This window comes from Streptomyces changanensis, assembly GCF_024600715.1.
Classification (GTDB): Bacteria; Actinomycetota; Actinomycetes; order Streptomycetales; family Streptomycetaceae; genus Streptomyces; species Streptomyces changanensis.
The window spans coordinates 3,662,326-3,680,575 of the sequence record NZ_CP102332.1 but is presented as its reverse complement, the minus strand read 5'-3'; the positions used below and the strand labels follow the sequence as shown (position 1 = coordinate 3,680,575).

Annotated in this window: 15 protein-coding genes and 1 pseudogene; 2 read left to right on the top strand and 14 right to left on the bottom strand. The window is 74.1% G+C overall.

What is annotated here, in order from left to right; all coding sequences use genetic code 11:
* Nucleotides 1-375: 375 nt before the first annotated feature.
* The 6 genes from NRO40_RS16405 to NRO40_RS16380 form a co-directional block, all read right to left on the bottom strand.
* Nucleotides 376-573 (bottom strand): hypothetical protein, encoded by a 198-nt coding sequence (locus NRO40_RS16405; protein WP_058940858.1) that lies wholly within the window; start codon nt 571-573, stop codon nt 376-378.
* 469 nt (nt 574-1,042) lie between these two features.
* On the bottom strand, nt 1,043-2,572 hold the full coding sequence (locus NRO40_RS16400; protein ID WP_058940857.1) for a DUF7059 domain-containing protein: 1,530 nt from the start codon (nt 2,570-2,572) through the stop codon (nt 1,043-1,045).
* A gap of 120 nt (nt 2,573-2,692) precedes the next feature.
* Nucleotides 2,693-3,418: a prolipoprotein diacylglyceryl transferase gene (locus tag NRO40_RS16395; RefSeq protein WP_058940856.1), complete on the bottom strand. Its 726-nt coding sequence runs from the start codon at nt 3,416-3,418 to the stop codon at nt 2,693-2,695.
* A gap of 210 nt (nt 3,419-3,628) precedes the next feature.
* Nucleotides 3,629-6,028 (bottom strand): sodium-translocating pyrophosphatase, encoded by a 2,400-nt coding sequence (locus tag NRO40_RS16390; RefSeq protein WP_058940855.1) that lies wholly within the window; start codon nt 6,026-6,028, stop codon nt 3,629-3,631.
* Between the two features lie 243 nt (nt 6,029-6,271).
* Nucleotides 6,272-6,730, bottom strand: a complete 459-nt coding sequence (locus NRO40_RS16385) for an ATP-binding protein (RefSeq protein WP_058940854.1) — start codon at nt 6,728-6,730, stop codon at nt 6,272-6,274.
* 710 nt (nt 6,731-7,440) lie between these two features.
* Nucleotides 7,441-7,794 (bottom strand): STAS domain-containing protein, encoded by a 354-nt coding sequence (locus NRO40_RS16380; protein WP_003967428.1) that lies wholly within the window; start codon nt 7,792-7,794, stop codon nt 7,441-7,443.
* 78 nt (nt 7,795-7,872) lie between these two features.
* Here NRO40_RS16380 and NRO40_RS16375 point away from each other — a divergent pair, with 78 nt between their 5' ends.
* Nucleotides 7,873-10,488, top strand: a complete 2,616-nt coding sequence (locus tag NRO40_RS16375; RefSeq protein ID WP_232790969.1) for a DEAD/DEAH box helicase — start codon at nt 7,873-7,875, stop codon at nt 10,486-10,488.
* A 40-nt stretch (nt 10,489-10,528) separates the two neighbouring features.
* Here the strand turns inward: NRO40_RS16375 and NRO40_RS16370 are convergent.
* From NRO40_RS16370 to ssd, 7 genes and pseudogenes are all read right to left on the bottom strand, one after another.
* Nucleotides 10,529-10,762: pseudogene (locus NRO40_RS16370) on the bottom strand (Rv3654c family TadE-like protein); the annotation flags it as partial.
* 29 nt (nt 10,763-10,791) lie between these two features.
* On the bottom strand, nt 10,792-11,151 hold the full coding sequence (locus NRO40_RS16365; protein ID WP_058940853.1) for a TadE family type IV pilus minor pilin: 360 nt from the start codon (nt 11,149-11,151) through the stop codon (nt 10,792-10,794).
* Nucleotides 11,152-11,324: 173 nt separating this feature from the next.
* Nucleotides 11,325-11,543 carry a DUF4244 domain-containing protein gene (locus NRO40_RS16360; RefSeq protein ID WP_058940852.1) on the bottom strand — a complete coding sequence of 73 codons (219 nt, stop codon included), beginning with the start codon at nt 11,541-11,543 and terminating at the stop codon, nt 11,325-11,327.
* 79 nt (nt 11,544-11,622) lie between these two features.
* Nucleotides 11,623-12,180, bottom strand: a complete 558-nt coding sequence (locus tag NRO40_RS16355; RefSeq protein WP_408057013.1) for a type II secretion system F family protein — start codon at nt 12,178-12,180, stop codon at nt 11,623-11,625.
* Nucleotides 12,181-12,395: 215 nt separating this feature from the next.
* A complete protein-coding gene (locus tag NRO40_RS16350; RefSeq protein ID WP_058940850.1) occupies nt 12,396-13,247 on the bottom strand; it encodes a type II secretion system F family protein in 852 nt (283 codons plus the stop codon).
* A complete protein-coding gene (locus NRO40_RS16345; RefSeq protein ID WP_058940849.1) occupies nt 13,244-14,395 on the bottom strand; it encodes a TadA family conjugal transfer-associated ATPase in 1,152 nt (383 codons plus the stop codon). The genes NRO40_RS16350 and NRO40_RS16345 overlap by 4 nt, the downstream gene beginning before the upstream one ends.
* Nucleotides 14,392-15,495, bottom strand: a complete 1,104-nt coding sequence (gene ssd, locus NRO40_RS16340) for a septum site-determining protein Ssd (RefSeq protein WP_058940848.1) — start codon at nt 15,493-15,495, stop codon at nt 14,392-14,394. Before ssd ends, NRO40_RS16345 begins: the two co-directional genes overlap by 4 nt.
* A gap of 578 nt (nt 15,496-16,073) precedes the next feature.
* Here ssd and NRO40_RS16335 point away from each other — a divergent pair.
* Nucleotides 16,074-16,979 carry an HAD family hydrolase gene (locus tag NRO40_RS16335; RefSeq protein WP_058940847.1) on the top strand — a complete coding sequence of 302 codons (906 nt, stop codon included), beginning with the start codon at nt 16,074-16,076 and terminating at the stop codon, nt 16,977-16,979.
* Nucleotides 16,980-17,427: 448 nt separating this feature from the next.
* Here the strand turns inward: NRO40_RS16335 and NRO40_RS16330 are convergent, their stop codons facing one another.
* Nucleotides 17,428-18,246, bottom strand: coding sequence for a Fic family protein (locus tag NRO40_RS16330; protein ID WP_058940846.1), 819 nt, complete (start codon nt 18,244-18,246; stop codon nt 17,428-17,430).
* Nucleotides 18,247-18,250 lie beyond the last annotated feature (4 nt).

Below are 18,250 nucleotides of genomic sequence, written 5' to 3'. Positions count from 1 at the left end.
ACCACGGGCACTGCGGGCACTGCGCCACGGCTGTGGCGCTGCTGTCGCTGCGGAGTGTGACGGTACAACCCGCCCCCGTGTCAAACGGCAAAAGACCGCAACGGCCACTCGAACGGTAACCCGAGTTCTGGCATTCCTGCCGCCCGGACTCCCCTCATGACGCGGAGGCCCCCGTTCCGGCTGGTCGCGTCCCGCGGCCGGCGGCGGGGCGGGGCCCGGCCGTTCCGCCGGTCCTCCCGGCACAGCGGCGCGGGGTCGGTCCGCAGCGGCTGCGGCCCTGGTCCGGGCGCTCCGGCCGCTCCGGACGGCCGCCTGTGGGCGTCCGGAGCGCCTCCGGCGGTCGGCGGGTCGCGGGGTGGTGCCCGGCGTGGCCGCTCAGATACGGCCGAAACACCACACTCCGAGCGCGAGGAACGCGGCGCCGGCCACGGTCGCGAAGGCGACGGCTGTGGCCGGGCTCACTCCGTGGGCCACCGGCGCGCGGTGCGTCAGCCGGGCCGCCGTCCACACCAGCAGCCCCGCGCCGAAGACCGTGAACGCCGCGCCGGCGAAGATGGCCGGTCCGCTCTCCATGCCGTACCCCGTTCCGTCCGTACGCGCGTACGGATCCTCCGTCGACGCCACCTGCCGGCGGCGACCCGGCGGCTGCCGCTGGGTCGCGTCGTGGTGGCGGGGATGCGGGTATCCCCGGGGGTGAGGCTGACACCTCCGGACGTCGGGGGCGCGAATCACGGGTGAACGGCACGGGAGCCGGGGCCACCGTTCACCCGCCCGGCGCCGCACGCACCGCACGGCACCGCCAGGCACCGGGACACGGGACCCTGGACGGCAGGCCCCGGACGCCGGGCCCCGCGGGGCGAGCCAGGGGGCCAGGGGGCGGGGCCTCGGGGGCGGACCACGGAACGCCCGGCCCTGGGCCGCCCTCGTGCCACCTCCCGCGGCGCGCGTCACGCCGGTGCGTGGTCGGTCCCCGTACCCACTCGGCGCCGTCAGGACCTCGGGCCGCCCCGCCGTCCCCCGTACGACCGCGTCGCGGCGCCGGTCAGGCCGGCGCTGCCTCCTGTCCGGCGGGCTCCAGGAAGCCCTCCTCCACGAGGAGGCGGATCGCCTTCGGGGTGCGGTCGCGGAGGACGACCGGGTCCTCACCCATGAGCTGGGCGATGGCGTCCAGGATCCGTCCGGCGCTGAGCGACCCGTCACAGACGCCCGCGAAGCCCGCTCCGACCGTGTCGACCTTGGTCGCCCGCCGCATGCCGCGGTTCTGCCGGAGGATGACGTGCTCGGGGTCCTCCGCGCCCGGCAGGCCGACCTGCTCCTGCACCACCTCGGGGGCGAGCACGAAGCGGTCGGCGAGCAGGGCCGCGTCGTCGCGCGTCCGCAGGTAGTCCTGGCGGGCGAAGTGGGCGCGCACCGTCTCGCCGAGCGGCTGCTCGACCGGGTGCGGCCACTCCTCGACGACGACGGACGGCACGTCCGCGCCGGTCCTGCGCAGGGTGATCCAGCCGAACCCCACGGCCCTGGTGCCGCTCGCCTCGAACGCGTCGAGCCACTCCTCGTACCGCGCCGCGTACTCCTCCGGCGTCTCGCGGTGGTCCCCGGCGTCGCGCAGCCACAACTCCGCGTACTGCGTGACGTCCTGGACCTCGCGCTGCACGATCCAGGCGTCGCACCCGGCCGGGACCCAGGAGCGGACGCGTTCCTGCCACTCCTGCCCCTCGACGTGCTGCCAGTTGGCGAGGAAGTGGGCGTAGCCGCCGTCGTTGAGGCGCTCCCCCGCCTGCCGGACGAGCGTGCGGCACAGGTCGTCGCCGCCGCCCATCCCGCCGTCCCGGTAGGTGAGTCGGGCTCCGGGGGAGATGACGAACGGCGGGTTCGACACGATGAGGTCGTACCTCTCCGCCGCCACCGGCTCGAAGAGCGAGCCCGCCTTCAGGTCGACCTCCGGGGCAGCGGAGAGCGCGAGGGTCAGCCGGGTGAACTCCAGTGCGCGCGGGTTGAGATCGGTCGCCGTCACACGCGTGGCGTGCTGCGTGGCGTGCAGTGCCTGGATGCCGGAGCCGGTGCCGAGGTCGAGCGCGGAGGCGACCGGCGTGCGGACGGTGAGCCCGGCGAGCGTGGTGGAGGCACCGCCCACGCCGAGGACGACGCCCTCGCCCTTGCCGCCGGCCCCGCTCGCGCCGCCCACGGCGCAGCCGAGGTCGGAGACGATGAACCAGTCCTGACCTTCCGGTCCGCCGTACGGCCGGACGTCGACCACGGCCCGGACGTCGTCGCCGTCCCGTATCACCCAGCCGTCGGCGAGCGCCTCGTCCAACGGGAGGGCCTCGCCGGCCCGCTCGTACGGCACGGGCCGCTGGAGGAGGAACAGCCGCACGAGCGTGTCCAGGACCCCGTCCCCGCGGGTGGCGCGCAGGGCGGGCACCGTCTCGCTGCGGGCGAGGGCGGCGTAGGCGGTGGCCCCGAGCCGGTCGAGCAGCCCGTCGGCGGTGAAGTCGGCGGCCAGGAAGGCGGTGCGCAGACGGGAGGCGTGGTCCGGCACCGGGAGGCTGGTGGTCAGGCTGGTCGTACTCACATGCTCATTGTGAGGGGCGCCACGGACAAAGACGAACGGCCCGGCTTCCTTGTGGAAAACCGGGCCGGACGGGTGCGCCGGGTACCGCTGTTCGGACGCGCGCGTCCCTCTCGCGTACCGCTACTCGGACGCGCCGCTCGCCGTCGTCGAGGGCTTGGCGGACGCCGTCGAGGGCTTCGCGGACGCGGCCTGGGACGGGGTCGTGCCGCCGCCGGAGGGTGCCGTGGACGGGGACGCCGACGCGCCCGCGCCGGGCTTGGCGGCCGGGCCGCTCGTCTTCGTCGGCGCGACGGACGTCTTCGGCTTCTGGCAGCCCGGCTGCTTGGCCATGGCCTGGCCCAGTTCGCCCGACTGGAGCTTGGCCAGCGCGTCCTGGTCCATCTTCTCGATCCGCTTCAGCCCGTCGGCGACGCCCTGGAGGCCGTCGGCGAACTTCTGCTGGTCCTTCGGGTCGAGGGCGGAGACGCGCTTCTTCAGGTTCTCGTAGGCCGTCGCGGTGGAGTTGAGCTCCTTCACGGCGTCCTGCTGGAGCTTCTCGCCGTTCTCGACGGGCGGGACGCCCGCGTCCTGGACCGCCTTGGCGAGCGCCCGGTCCGTGTCGGCGATGTCCTGGAACGCCTTCGAGTCCGCCGCCTGGACGTCGGCGGGCTTGCCGTCGGCCGCCGTCGAGATGATGGTCTGCTGGGCGTCGGCCCGCTTCTGGATCTGCGGCTTCGCCTGGTCGCAGAACGTCTTGGCCCAGGCGTCCACCTTGCCGCGGTCGTCGTCACCGTCGTCGCTGCAGCCCGACAGCACCAGTACGAGCACCGCACCGCTGGACAGCGCGGCTACAAGCTTCTTGTTCACCGGATTGGTCCCTTCCAAGGCTCTCGGCCCCGGAACATACACGCCAAGTGGGCGACATCCGCGTGTCGTACGACCGCTACATACCTTTTGTAGCCGTTTGCACCAAGAGAGAGAAGGCTCACCGTGGCAGGCCGGCGCCCGGTGCCCGGGGCTCGTCGCACCCCGGGCACCGGGCGCCTGACCTGGTGTCGCACCGTGGACACGACGCCGTCAGCGGGCGGGCGTCACCTCGTCCGGCGGGTTCGCGACACGCCGAGGCGTGTCGTCGTCGTCGCCCCCGGCCACGGAGCGGCGCTTCGACGCGTACACCGCCGCGATGATCACGAGGATCGCCACCGTCGCGATCACGGCCCGCACTCCCGGGCTGGCGTCCGCCCCGTGGCCGAACTGCACGATGGCGGGCGCGATGAGCAGCGCCACGAGGTTCATGACCTTCAGGAGCGGGTTGATCGCCGGCCCCGCCGTGTCCTTGAAGGGGTCGCCGACCGTGTCGCCGATGACCGTCGCGGCGTGTGCCTCGCTGCCCTTGCCGCCGTGGTGCCCGTCCTCGACGAGCTTCTTGGCGTTGTCCCAGGCGCCGCCCGAATTCGCCAGGAAGACGGCCATCAGCAGGCCCGTACCGATCGCACCGGCGAGGTACGCGCCGAGCGCCCCGACGCCCAGGGTGAAGCCGACCGCGATGGGGGCCATCACGGCGAGCAGGCCCGGGGTCGCCAATTCCCGCAGCGCGTCCTTGGTGCAGATGTCCACGACCCGCCCGTACTCCGGCTTCTCGGAGTAGTCCATGATCCCCGGGTGCTCGCGGAACTGGCGCCGCACCTCGTAGACGACCGCTCCGGCCGATCGCGAGACGGCGTTGATCGCCAGGCCGGAGAAGAGGAAGACGACCGCGGCGCCCAGGATGAGGCCCACGAGGTTGTTGGGCTGCGAGATGTCCATGCTGAGCGTCAGCTCGGTCGCCCGGGCCCCGACGTCGGCGACGGCGGTGGCGATGGCGTCCCGGTACGACCCGAACAGCGCCGCGGCGGCCAGGACGGCCGTGGCGATGGCGATGCCCTTGGTGATGGCCTTGGTGGTGTTGCCGACGGCGTCGAGGTCGGTGAGGACCTGCGCGCCGGCGCCCTGGACGTCGCCGGACATCTCCGCGATGCCCTGCGCGTTGTCGGAGACGGGCCCGAAGGTGTCCATCGCGACGATCACGCCGACCGTGGTGAGCAGCCCGGTGCCGGCGAGTGCCACGGCGAACAGCGCCAGCATGATCGACGTACCGCCGAGGAGGAACGCCCCGTAGACGGAGAGGCCGATGAGCAGCGCCGTGTAGACGGCCGACTCCAGACCGATGGAGACGCCCGCGAGGATCACGGTGGCGGGGCCGGTCAGCGCGGACTTCCCGATGTCCTTCACGGGCCGCCTGTCGGTCTCGGTGAAGTACCCCGTGAGCTGCTGGATCAGCGCGGCCAGGACGATGCCGATCGCGACGGCGGCCAGCGCCAGCAGCCGCGGGTCGCCGTCGTGGGCCTGGACGGCGGCGTCGGTGACGCCCTTCAGCTCCGCGAAGGAGGAGGGCAGGTAGACGAACGCGGCGACGGCGACCAGGACGAGGGAGATCACCGCGGAGGCGAAGAACCCGCGGTTGATCGCCGACATCCCACTGCGGTCCGCGCGCCGCGGTGCGACCGCGAACACGCCGATCATGGCGGTGACGACGCCGATCGCCGGCACGATCAGCGGGAAGACGAGGCCGAGGTCGCCGAAGGCGGCCTTGCCGAGGATCAGCGCGGCGACCAGCGTGACGGCGTACGACTCGAAGAGGTCGGCGGCCATGCCCGCGCAGTCGCCGACGTTGTCCCCGACGTTGTCGGCGATGGTGGCGGCGTTGCGCGGGTCGTCCTCGGGGATGCCCTGCTCGACCTTGCCGACGAGGTCGGCGCCGACGTCGGCCGCCTTGGTGAAGATGCCGCCGCCGACACGCATGAACATGGCGATCAGGGCGGCGCCGAGGCCGAAGCCCTCCAGGACCTTGGGCGCGTCGGCCGCGTAGACGAGGACGACACAGGAGGCGCCGAGGAGGCCGAGGCCGACGGTGAACATGCCGACGACGCCGCCCGTACGGAAAGCGATCTTCATGGCCTTGTGCGAGACGGCCGTCAGATCCTTTTCCGACTCGCCGGGCGCGGGGGTCGCCTCACGCGCCGCCGCCGCGACCCGCACATTGGCGCGGACCGCGAGGCGCATGCCGATGTATCCGGTGACGGCGGAGAAAAGGGCGCCGACGAGGAAGAACAGGGAGCGCCCCGCCCGCTGCGACCAGTCGTCCGCCGGAAGGAGCAACAGGAGGAAGAACACGACGACCGCGAAGATCCCCACGGTCCTCAATTGCCGGGCCAGATAGGCGTTCGCGCCCTCCTGGACCGCGGCGGCGATCTTCTTCATGGATTCGGTGCCCTCGCCGGCGGCCAGCACCTGCCGAACCAGCAGCTGGGCGACGACCAGGGCGAGCAACGCCACGGCCGCGATCACGATCACGATGGTCCGGTTCCCATCGGTGAGAACCGCGGCGGCGAGAGAGATCGAGTCGTAGGACTGCTGTGGGTCGAAGAGCCCCGCCATTCGTCCTCCTTGACGTCAGAACTCAAGATGTGGACGGATTGTAGGGAGCGGAACCCGATCAAAACAGGGCGCCGAAGAAAAGAATTGTCCGGGGCTCACCCGTCGGCAAATGATCGAGTCCGAAAATCCACCCGAACGCAGTAATGGGGCGGGGGTGTGGAAAGTGGATCGCGGGGTGAGGGAAAAGGAAAAAGGCCCTGCTCAGCAGGGCCAGGGGAGGGGTTTTCCGGTGTGCCGGAAGGGTCAGGAGGGTTCCACCGAACCCGGCCGGGGCCAGCTCATCCGAATGAGTCCACCGTGTTCGCCGGCGGAGACCTCGACGTCGTCCACGAGCCCGCTGATCACGGCGAGGCCCATCTGGTCCTCGCCCTCCGCGTCGTCGAAGTCCTGCGTGGGCGCGCCCTCGCGCGAGCCGGGGACTCCCGCGGCGTCGGCCGCGGCGACCCCGGCACCGGGCACCTCGTCGCCGACCTCGATGGAGAAGGCCTTCTCCTCCTCGTTCAGGAGGACGCGCACGGGGGCCTCGACGCCGTTGCTGCGGTGCAGGCCGACGGCGCGGGAGCAGGCCTCGCCGACGGCGAGCCTGACCTCGTCCAGCACGGCTTCGTCGACCCCGGCCCGACGCGCCACGGCGGCCGCCACCAACCGGGCGGTCCTGACGTGCTCGGGCTGGGCGCTGAAGCGGAGTTCAACGGTGGCCATGCGGTCCCCCTCGGGCGTACGAGCGTGCGTCTCAGGGACCCCGCCGGGCCGGCTGCCCGGCATCCCTGCCCTTCCTCCGGATGCCCCGGGACCACCCGGTCCATCCCCACCGGCCGAGACTCGTCGGCCGACCTGTGACCCCGCTGATCCCGGGCCGGGCGTGTCCGCGCCCCGTCCGGGGCCGACCGCCGGCCCCGGGCACCCGCACCTCGGGTGCGCGTCCCTGGGCGGGCGCGCCTGCGGGCCTGCGCGCCCCGGGCAGGCGGACGCACCCGGCGGGCACCGGGTGTGGCGGTACGGACGGGGCCCTCGCGGGTCTCGCGCCGTGCCGCCCTCGCCGGGCCTACGGCTTGTCCTACCCGTGCGGGAGCGCTGCCTCACGGATGTGCCGACGAGTGGCCGTAACGCCTCCCCGACGCCCGGCCGAAGCCCGTGCCCGGTACGGCTCGGTCCGGAGCCACGGCCACAGCTGTGGCCGTGCCGCGGCCGCGCCCGGCCCGGAACCCGCGCCCCGCAGCCGGAGCCGAGGGCACCGCATCCGGGACCGGAGCCGCACCCCCGTGGCGGAGGTACGTGCCGGCCCGGGGCGAGTCCGAGGGCTAGCGCCCGGAACCGGGCGCCGAGGCCCTACGAGCCCCGCCTTCCGGCGGCCGGCACCGGGCGGTGACCCTGCCCCGGCAACGACCGGGGCGGGACCTGCCGTCAGGGCGTCAGTCGGTGGCGGCGACGGCCTCGTCGACCGTCGTGTGGATCGGGAACACCTTCGTCAGACCGGTGATCCGGAAAATCTTCAGAATGCGCTCCTGGTTGCAGACGAGGCGCAACGAACCCTCGTGGGCACGCACCCGCTTCAGGCCGCCCACCAGGACGCCGAGGCCGGTCGAGTCCAGGAAGTCCACGCCCTCCATGTCGACGACCAGGTGGTAGCTGCCGTCGTTCACCAACTCGACCAACTGCTCGCGCAGCTTGGGCGCGGTATACACATCAATCTCGCCACCGACCTCGACGACCGTACGGTCGCCACCAGGGCCGGACACATTGCGAGTCGACAGGGACAGGTCCACGGATCCTCCAGCACCTTGCTATCGAGCGGTCGCCCCCGGGTCTCCCCAGCGGAGCCAGGAGGCAGATCGCCAGCCGCGATGGCATTCAATCACTTACCAGCAGCCATGCACGACGCCTTGGGAGCATTGTCCGTCACGCCGGTGACACACTCGGTGTCGATGGCCAGGAATCACCGCCCCAGTCGTCCTCCCGAGAACGGGGACGCCCGCCCCTCTCCCGGAACGGTCCTCGACCGGCTCACCGCGAGGGCGAACCGGGCTGCGCGCATCACTCATACGGAGCACCTGCCCCCGAGGGAGGGGCGCCATGCCGTGTGGCCCGACCGCATCCGCCCGGAAGTGATCAACGCCATTCACCTGGCCGGTGTCGACCATCCGTGGGCGCACCAGGCGGTGGCCGCCGAGCACGCCCTGGACGGCGAGTCGGTCGTGATCGCCACGGGCACGGCGTCCGGCAAGTCCCTCGCGTACCTCGCTCCGGTCCTGTCCGCGCTCCTGGACGGCTCGGAGGCGGCGAACGGCCGGGGCGCCACCGCCCTGTACCTCTCCCCCACCAAGGCGCTCGCCGCCGACCAGCGGCGCGCCGTGAAGGCGCTCGCCGCCCCGCTCGGCACCCGCATCCGGCCGGCCGTGTACGACGGCGACACGCCGGTCGAGGAACGCGAGTGGGTCCGCCAGTACGCCAACTACGTCCTGACCAACCCCGACATGCTGCACCGGGGCATACTGCCGTCCCACCCCCGCTGGTCCTCCTTCCTGCGCGCCCTGCGCTACGTCGTCATCGACGAATGCCACACCTACCGCGGGGTCTTCGGGTCGCACGTCGCCCAGGTCCTGCGCCGTCTGCGCCGCCTGTGCGCCCGCTACGGCTCCGAGCCGGTCTTCCTCCTCGCCTCCGCCACCGCCGCCGAACCGGCCGCCGCCGCGTGCCGCCTCACCGGCCTTCCGGTGCGGGAGGTCGCCGACGACGCCTCCCCGCGGGGCGAGCTCGTCTTCGCCCTGTGGGAGCCGCCGTTGACCGAGCTCCGGGGTGAGCACGGCGCGCCGGTACGGCGCACCGCCACCGCGGAGACCGCCGACCTGCTGACCGACCTGACCGTGCAGGGCGTGCGCTCGGTGGCGTTCGTCCGGTCGCGGCGGGGCGCCGAACTGATCTCGGTGATCGCCCAGGAGCGGCTCGCCGAGGTGGACCGCTCCCTCGCCCGCCGGGTCGCCGCCTACCGGGGCGGCTATCTGCCCGAGGAGCGGCGCGCCCTGGAACAAGCGCTCCACTCCGGCGAGCTCCTCGGTCTGGCCGCGACCACCGCCCTGGAGCTCGGCATCGACGTCTCCGGCCTGGACGCGGTCGTCATCGCCGGGTACCCCGGGACGCGTGCGTCCCTGTGGCAGCAGGCCGGGCGCGCCGGACGGTCCGGCGAGGGCGCCCTGGCCGTGCTCGTCGCCCGTGACGACCCGCTGGACACCTACCTCGTCCACCATCCGGAGGCGCTGTTCCGGCGACCGGTGGAGTCGACCGTCCTCGACCCGGACAACCCGTACGTGCTCGCCCCCCACCTGTGCGCGGCGGCGGCGGAGGTCCCGCTGACCGACGGCGACCTGGAGCTGTTCGGTCCGTCCGCCCCCGGCCTGCTGCCCCAGCTGGAGGGCGCCGGCCTGCTGCGCCGCCGGGCGTCCGGCTGGTACTGGACCCGCCGTGAGCGGGCGGCCGACCTCGCCGACATCCGGGGCGCCGGCGGTACCCCCGTGCGGATCGTGGAAGCCGGTACCGGCCGCCTCCTCGGCACCGTCGACGCGGCGGCCGCCCACACCACCGTCCACGAGGGCGCCGTCCACCTCCACCAGGGCCGCACGTACCTCGTTCGGCGCCTCGACCTGCAGGACTCGGTCGCCCTCGTCGAGGAGGCCGACCCCCCGTACTCCACCACCGCACGCGACACCACCTCCATCTCCGTCCTGGAGACCGACACCCGGATCCCGTGGGGTGACGGCCGGCTCTGCTACGGCTCCGTCGAGGTCACGAACCAGGTGGTCTCCTTCCTCCGCCGCCGGGTCATCACCGGCGAGGTGCTCGGTGAGACGAAGCTCGACCTCCCGCCGCGCACCCTGCGCACCCGGGCCGTGTGGTGGACGGTCACCGAGGACCAGCTCGACGCGGCCCGCGTGAACCCCGAGCAGCTCGGCGGGGCCCTGCACGCGGCCGAGCACGCCTCGATCGGCCTGCTGCCGCTCTTCGCCACGTGCGACCGCTGGGACATCGGCGGTGTGTCGGTCCCCCTGCACCCGGACACGCTGCTGCCGACGGTCTTCGTGTACGACGGGCATCCGGGCGGGGCCGGCTTCGCCGAGCGTGCCTTCCACACCGCCCGGGCGTGGCTCGGCGCGACCCGCGAGGCGATCGCGTCCTGCGAGTGCGAGGCGGGCTGCCCGTCCTGCATCCAGTCACCCAAGTGCGGCAACGGCAACGAGCCCCTCCACAAGCGCGGTGCGGTGCGCCTGCTCACCGAGCTGCTGCGGGCTGCCCCCGAGGACCCGCCGAACCAGGCGGCTCCCTCGGAGGACCCGCCCGGTCCCGAGCACCCGCCGAGCCCGGCGAGTCCACCGAACCCGTCGAACCCGTCGAACCCGTCGAACCCGTCGAGCGAAGAGTGGCCACCGGGCCCGGCCACGCCTCCGGAGGGCCGGCCCGGGACCTGATCTCCGGTGCGTACGGGCCGAACCGCGCTCGGGCCGTCACCTCGGCGATCTCGCCGCGCACGTCGCACCACACCACTTCGGCGCGCTGCGCGCGGGCGGCCCGCGCCGCCGCGCGGCACGCCTCGTCCGCGCCCCGCAACGCCCGGTCGGCCGCCGCGAGGGCCGCCAGATCTGCGGCCCCGCCGGCCCGGTGCCGGGCGGTCACGGCCTGGCCCAGGGCCAGTACCGCCGCGAAGACGACGCACAGCGCTCCCGCCGCCAGGGCCGCCCACACGCTGGCGGAACCCCGGTCGCCACCGCGGGTCAGTTCGGCACGCTCCCGGCGGGAGCGGCCGCCACGGGGCCGGCCGGCGTGTCCTCCGCCAGGGCGACCGCCTCGGCGCGGAGGGTCATCGCCCAGGAGGCCGGTCCGGGCGCAGGGGCCTCCACCCGCACCCGCCACAGCTCCCCGTCCCGTCGCAGCACCACGTCCGCCCCCTGTGGAGCCGAGGCACGGGCGGTTGCCAGCACCGACTGTTCCGGCTCCGACCGGGCCGCCGCCCGGGCTCCCGCGCGGGCCGCGTCCACGCACTGGATCTGCGCGGCCCCCGCGACGATCCCCCACAGTAGGGTCAGGGTGAAGACGACCAGGGCGGGCATCGCCAGAGCCGCCTCGGCCGTCACGGAACCCCGGTCCGTGCCCCTCCCGACAGGTCCGGCGCGCCTCGGACCGGCACGCCTCGGGGCGGGGGGTCCGGGACGGGCGGGCTCTGGGTCGGATCCCGACGGAGCGTCCACCGGCAGGGCCGGCCCCGACAGGGGGTCCGCCGGAAGCGCGGGTCCCGGCCGGGCGTGGCTCAGAAGGGCGCATCGAGGGCCCTCTCGATCACCGACCGCAGCCCGGCCGAGACGGCGCCGCTCGTGACGACCTTGTACAGCACGGCCGCGAAGGCGCACGCGGCGATGGTCCCCATCGCGTACTCGGCCGTGCTCATGCCCGCGTCCCCACGGGCGCCGGCCCGGGCGGCCGACCAGCGCCGCCTCGTCCACTCGGTCCACTTCGTCCACTCCGTCATTCGTCGCCACACGGCGATCTCCCTTCGTCCGTCGTCGTCGTCACATGCCGCGCACCGGCACCGGTGCGGAGCGGGTGCCTCACAAAAGGCGTCCGGCGAGGCCGATGACGACCGGTGCGACACCGACCGCCAGGAAGGCGGGCAGGAAGCACAGGCCCACCGGGGCCGTGATCAGTACCTGGGTGCGCCGGGCACGGGCCGCCGCGGCCCGCGCCCGGTCGGCCCGCAGTCCGGCGGCGAGGCGCGAGACCGGCCCGGCCGCCGGGGCGCCCGTCGCCGCGGCGCGCTCCAGGCAGCGGGCCAATGGCCGTGCCCCCGGCACGTCACCGATCCGGCTCCACGCCTCGCCCGGGTCGCCGCCCAGTGCCAGTTCGGCGGCTGTCCGTCCGAGGCGTTCGCCGAGGGGGCCGCCCATCGAACGGCTCACCGCTTCGGCGGCTTCGCGGGGTCCTGCGCCGGCCGACAGGCAGGCGGCCAGCAGTTCCGCCGCCAGCGGCAGCCGGTGCGCCGCTTCCACGTCGTCGGTGGCCGGGCGTGGCCGCTGCTGCCATCGGTGGACGCCATAGGCCGCGGCAGTACCGACCGCGCAGCCCGCGATCCCTCCGACCAGCGCCCATCCGGCGGCCAGGACCGCCACCGGGGCCATCCATGGGGGGCGGGCCTGCCGGGCGCGTCCGGCGGGCCACCGCGCTGCGCGGGGGCTTCCTGGGCGTGCCGGCACCAGGACGGCCAGTCGTCGGCGGGCCCGCACGGTGCGTCGGGCTCGGGTCACCACCCACGCAGCGCACAGAGCACCGCCCAGGAGCGCCGCGGCTGTCCACAGGCGGTGGACAACCTCTGCGACGTCGGCCCTCACGGTTCCTCACCCGCCTCGACGATGCGCCGGGCCCACCACAGGCCGACCGCTTCCAGCGCACCGCCCAGCAGGAGGCAGGCCCAGCCCGCCGGGGTGTGCAGGAGGACCCGCAGTGGCTGGGCTCCGAGCGCGGCACCCATGGCGAGGGCGGCCACGGGCAGCAGCGCGAGCAGCACGACGGTCGCCCAGGCACCGGACAGTTCCGCCCGGAGGCGTTCCCGCTGCTCCCGCTGGTCGCGCAGGGCGGCCTCCAGCCGGTCCAGCCCGGCGGCCAACCCGGCGCCGCCGTCCACCGCCACCTGCCAGCACGCCGCGAGTCCGGCCAGCCCCTCCGCCCCGTCCGCGTCCGCCGCCCGTCTCAGCGCGTCCGGTACGTCGCCGCCGAACCGTGCGGCGGCCAGCACGGCCGCCTCCTGCTCGCCCAACTCCCCGGTGCTCCGGGCCGCGGAGAACAGGGCCTGTGCGGGCTGGCAGCCGGCGCGCAGTTCGCCCGCGACGGCGGCACACAGCGCGATCACTCCGTCGGTACGCCGGTCGCGCTCCTTGGCACGCGCCCTCGCCCTGAGTCGCCGCCGCACCAGCGGGACCGCGGCGGCACCGGCCGGCAGGGGCAGCGGCGACCCGCCCAGCAGGGCGAGCGCCGCCGCGGCGGGGAGGCACAACCACTCCGGCCCCAGCCGTGACCAGGGCTTGCCGATCGGCCGCCGACGCGCAGTCGCCGGTACGGTGGCGCACGCCCCGCCGGGGAACAGCAGCCTGCCGCGCCGCGCGCCGCGGCTGTGCCCCGCGTGGAGCCACACCGCCGTGCCCAGGCACAGCGCCGCCGCGTACACGGGAACGGTGGTCACCACCGCGCACCTCCGATCAGTGCGCGCAGCCGCTCCCAACCCCGCTCCTCGACGAACCCCGCCGGCGCCCACCGCAGGGCGGGTACCGTCACGACCAGTCCGTCGGCGCCGCGCCGGAGGACGTGGACCTCGGCGACGCGCCGCTGCCCGCCCGGCTCCCGGACGAGGTGCACGACGGCAGACAGTCCGGCGGCCAACTGGCTGTGCAGGGCGGCCCGGTCCAGCCCGGCGGTCGTCCCCAGGGCCTCCAGACGGGCGGGTACGTCTCCGGCCGTGTTGGCGTGCACAGTGCCGCAGCCGCCTTCGTGGCCGGTGTTGAGGGCGGCGAGGAGGTCGGCCACTTCGGCTCCCCGCACCTCGCCCACGACGAGCCGGTCCGGTCGCATCCGCAGCGCTTGGCGCACCAGGTCTCGCAGCGTCACCAGTCCGGCCCCCTCCTGGTTCGGTGGCCGCGCCTCCAGCCGGACCACGTGTGGGTGGTCGGGGCGCAACTCCGCCGAGTCCTCGGCCAGGACGATCCGCTCGCGCTCCCCCACGAGGCTCAGCAATGCCGCCAACAGCGTCGTCTTGCCGGTGCCCGTGCCGCCGCTGACGAGGTAGGACACCCGGTTCTCCACGAGCGCCCGCAGCACGTGGTCACCGCCCGGCGGTACCGTCCCGGCACGGGTGAGCTCGGCGAGCGAGAAGGCGCGCGGCCGTACGGCGCGCAGTGACAGGCACGTCGAGCCGACGGCGACCGGCGGCAGCACGGCGTGCATGCGGGTGCCGTCCGGCAAACGGGCGTCGACCCAAGGACGGGCGTCGTCGAGCCGTCGTCCGGCGACGGCCGCGAGGCGCTGGGCGAGCCGGCGCACGGCCGCCGCGTCGCGGAAGGAGACTCCGGAGAGTTCGAGTCCGTCGCCGCGGTCCACCCACACCCGGTCGGGTGCGGACACCAGCACGTCGGTCACGGCTGGGTCGGCGAGGAGGGGTTCCAGCGGTCCCGTGCCCACCAGTTCGCAGCGCAGTTCCTCGGCGCCCCCGAGCACCTGCGCGTCACCGAGGAGCCGCCCCTGGGCCCGCAGTGCCGCCGCCACACCGGCCGGTGTGGGTTCCGTGCCGCTCGCGGCCAGCCGCTGCCGGACCGCTTCCAGCAGCCCCGCCGTCACGGCCGGGCCTCCGCGGCGAGCGCGCGGTCCCAGAAGGCGGCGCAGAACCGGCCGAGCGGGCCGGAGGCACTGGCCCCCGGCGGGGCGCCCCCGTCCAGTGAGGCGAGGAGGCGCGGTTCGACGGGCACTTCCCCGGCGAGCGGCAGGTCGAGGACGCGGGCGATCCACGCCTCGTCGACCCCGGCGGCGTACGGGCCGCGCACGACCAACCGCAGGTCGTCGAGGACCATGCCGGCCATGGCCGCCACCCGTCTGGCCGCGGCGACCGCCCTCAGCTCACCGGGCACGACGAGCAGGCCCATGTCGAGTTGGGCGAGCGCCTCGACCGTGGCGTCGTCGACCCGGCGGGGCAGGTCGACGACCACGACGCCGCCACATCTGCGCGCCGCCGCGAGGACGGAGCGCATGGCCTCGGGCGGGACCGCGACGGTTTCGCCGCGGTCCCAGCTGAGGAGCCGCAGTCCGTGCAGGGACGGCAGCGACTCCTCCAGTGCGGCTCCGGCGACGCGCCCCTGCGAGGCGGCGAAATCCGGCCACCGGAGTCCTCGCTCGCGCTCGCCGCCGAGAAGGACGTCGAGCCCACCGCCGAGCGGGTCGCCGTCAACGAGCATCGTCCGGCGCCCGCCCCGGGCCGCGGCGACGGCCAGCGCGCACGCCAGGGTGGAAGCCCCCGCGCCGCCCCGGCCACCGATGACGCCGACCGTCAGGGCCTGCCGTCCCACCCCTTCGACGACGTCGGCGATACGGTCGACGAGCCAGCTCTCCGCGTCCGGCAGGCGCAGGACGCTGTCCGCCCCGATCTCCACGGCCCTCCGCCACACGTCCGGGTCGTCCTGGTCCCGGCCGACGAGGAGCACGCCCCGCCTGCGCGCGGCGCCCCGGCAGCGTGCCGCCGCGTCGTCGCCGACGAGGACGAGCGGCGCGGCGTCCCACACCGCTCTGCGTTCCGGAGGCCCGTGGTGCACCTCCGCCTGGGCGCCGGCCGCGGCGCACAGTCTCAGCAGGTCGTCGAGGAGTTCGGCGTCCTCGGTCACGATCAGCGGTTCGGCCCGGCGCCCCGCGCCGGTCTCTGCCCGATCGTGTGTCGTGAGTCCTGTCATGGTCTGTGCGCCCCCTCGTCTTGCCCCGCGCCTGTCCGGCGCCGTGTCCTCGCCGCGCCCCGCGCGTCCTGCACGCGTCCGCTGCGGCGTCGATCGGCGCGCGTCGGCGCCGGCTCGTGTGCCGCGTCGCACGACGGGAGATCGGTGATTCCCCGGTCGCGGCTTCGCGGTCGGATTCACCGTGGCGCGCTTCGGGAAATAATGTGGATCTTGCTCGAAAACTGTGGACAAGCCCCCGCTTGTGAATATCCCGGTCGCCCATACCAGCGACTTCCCCTGAGCAGCGATTCAGCTACTCTGAGTGACGAAATGGGGCCGGCTCAGTCCGGTGCCGTCGCACGGCGGAGGGAGCGAAGACGGGTGCGCACGCGAGGAATCGACACACGAAAACCCCTCCGGACATGCGACGACCCCCGCCGGGGGGGAGAGCGGGGGTCGTCTTCTCCGGCCGACTCGGGGGGGGGGAGGAGCCGGTCCGGGGTAGCACGGTCGCGAACGATCCGTGACTTCCATGGTGTACCCGAGAGCCTTCTCAGGCAAACCCACACGCCCCAGCGTACGCCGAATGGCGGGCACCTATGCTCGGGCTCGTGGAAAACCACTCCTTGCCCCGCACCGCAGCCTTCTTCGACCTGGACAAGACGGTCATTGCCAAGTCGTCGACGTTGACCTTCAGCCGGTCCTTCTACCAAGGAGGACTGATCAACCGCCGTGCCGCCCTGCGCACCGCGTACACCCAGTTCGTCTTCCTCGCGGGCGGCGCCGACCACGATCAGATGGAGCGCATGCGCGCGTACCTCTCCAGGCTCTGCAAGGGATGGAACGTCCAGCTGGTCAAGGAGCTGGTCGCGGAGACGCTGCACGAACTGATCGACCCGATCATCTACGACGAGGCCGCTTCCCTCATCGAGGAGCACCACGCCGCCGGCCGGGACGTGGTGATCGTCTCGACCTCCGGCGCCGAGGTGGTGGAGCCGATCGGCGAGCTGCTCGGCGCGGACCGCGTCGTCGCGACGCGGATGGTCGTCGGCGAGGACGGCTGCTTCACCGGGGAAGTGGAGTACTACGCGTACGGGCCGACCAAGGCGGAGGCCGTCCGGGAACTGGCCGCCTCGGAGGGGTACGACCTGTCCCGGTGCTGGGCGTACAGCGACTCGGCCACGGACCTGCCGATGCTGGAGGCCGTGGGGCACCCGCACGCGGTCAACCCCGACCGTGCGTTGCGCCGGGAGGCCGTGGCACGAGAATGGCCGATTCTCGTCTTCAACCGCCCTGTACGCCTCAAGCAGCGACTGCCCACCTTCCGGATGCCGCCACGCCCCGCCCTCGTCGCCGCTGCGGCGATCGGCGCGGCCGCCGCGACGGCCGGGCTCGTCTGGTACGCGAGCCGGCGCCGCCAGACGGTCGCCCCGCGGACGGTCACGACGGCCACCGCGACGGCGGCGACCACCTCGGCCGCCAGAACCGGATTCGCCCCTGTTTGAAGGGAAAAGTAAAGACCTCCGGCCAGGGCTTCCCTATCGCGGGTCTCGGGAGTACAAAGGAATTACGGCCCGCGAGACCAAGGCATCCGAGAGGATCACCTGTTGAGCAAGAAGGCCCCACGGACCGAACGCACCGAGGCCGAGCACCCACGCGACGTCGACCCGTCGATTACGGGCCAGCCGCACCAGGCGTAGGGCAGAGTTCCCCGCCTGATGGGCACATTTCGAGGACGCATGGTAACTCGGCGGAGGTGCCAGCGGCGGTACCGGATCCGGTACCGCCGCAACCCTGTGCGGGGGCCGGGTCCGGGTCCGATCGTGGGGCGCCGACTACTCTTGGCCGAGCCCGGGCCCGACGGAGAGACCCGTCCCACCCGGCCCACCGGAGAGCCGTGTCCCGCCCGGGCCCGCACCCAGAAGCGCGCCGTCCGGCCCGACGGAGACCGCGTCAGGCGGCGCCGCGCTGGAGGGCCTCGCAGACCGCTGTCGACTCGCGGACGCCGAGCTCAACCGCCCGCCCGCAGTGGGAGATCCAGCGCGCCATGCCCTCCGGCGTGCCGGACAGATAGCCCTCGAAGGCCGCGACGTACGCGGCGCGCCCCAGCTCGGCATGGCCCACCTCGGCCGGGCAGATCGCCTTCGGGTCGAGGCCGCTGCCGACGAGCACGAGACGCTCGGCCGCCCGGGCCACCAAACCGCTGTACGTGGTGAAGGGCCGCAGCGCCAGCAGCTCCCCGTGCACGATGGAGGCCGTGACCAGGGCCGGGGCCGAGCTGCCGGCCACGATCAGGTCGGACAGGCCGTCCAGTCGGGCGGCGACCTCTTCCGCGTCGGGCAGCGGCGCCTCGATCAGTGGCTCGTCCACCGCCTCGCCCCGCTGCCTTGGCCGCCCGACGGAGTCGGCGGACTCGCCCGCCGCCACCAGGTGCAGTCGCGCCAGCACGCGCAGGGGGGACTGCCGCCAGATGGACAGCAGCTGGCCCACCTCGACACCGAGCCGCAGGGCCGCACCGACGGTCCGGGCCTCGGCGTCCGCGCTGAAGTCGCTGCGCCGGCGGACCTCCTCCAGCGCCCAGTCGGCGCCCGCGAGAGCCGCCGAACCGCGCGCGCCACGCAGCGCCGCTTCCGAGGAGATCTCGTTGCTGCGACGCCGCATCACACGGTGGCCGTAGACCCGGTCGACGGCCTGGCGCACGGAGTCCACCGCCTCGGGGACGCCCGGCAGGGCGGCGAGGGCGGCCAGAGGGTCGGCGGCATGCGTACTCATAAGG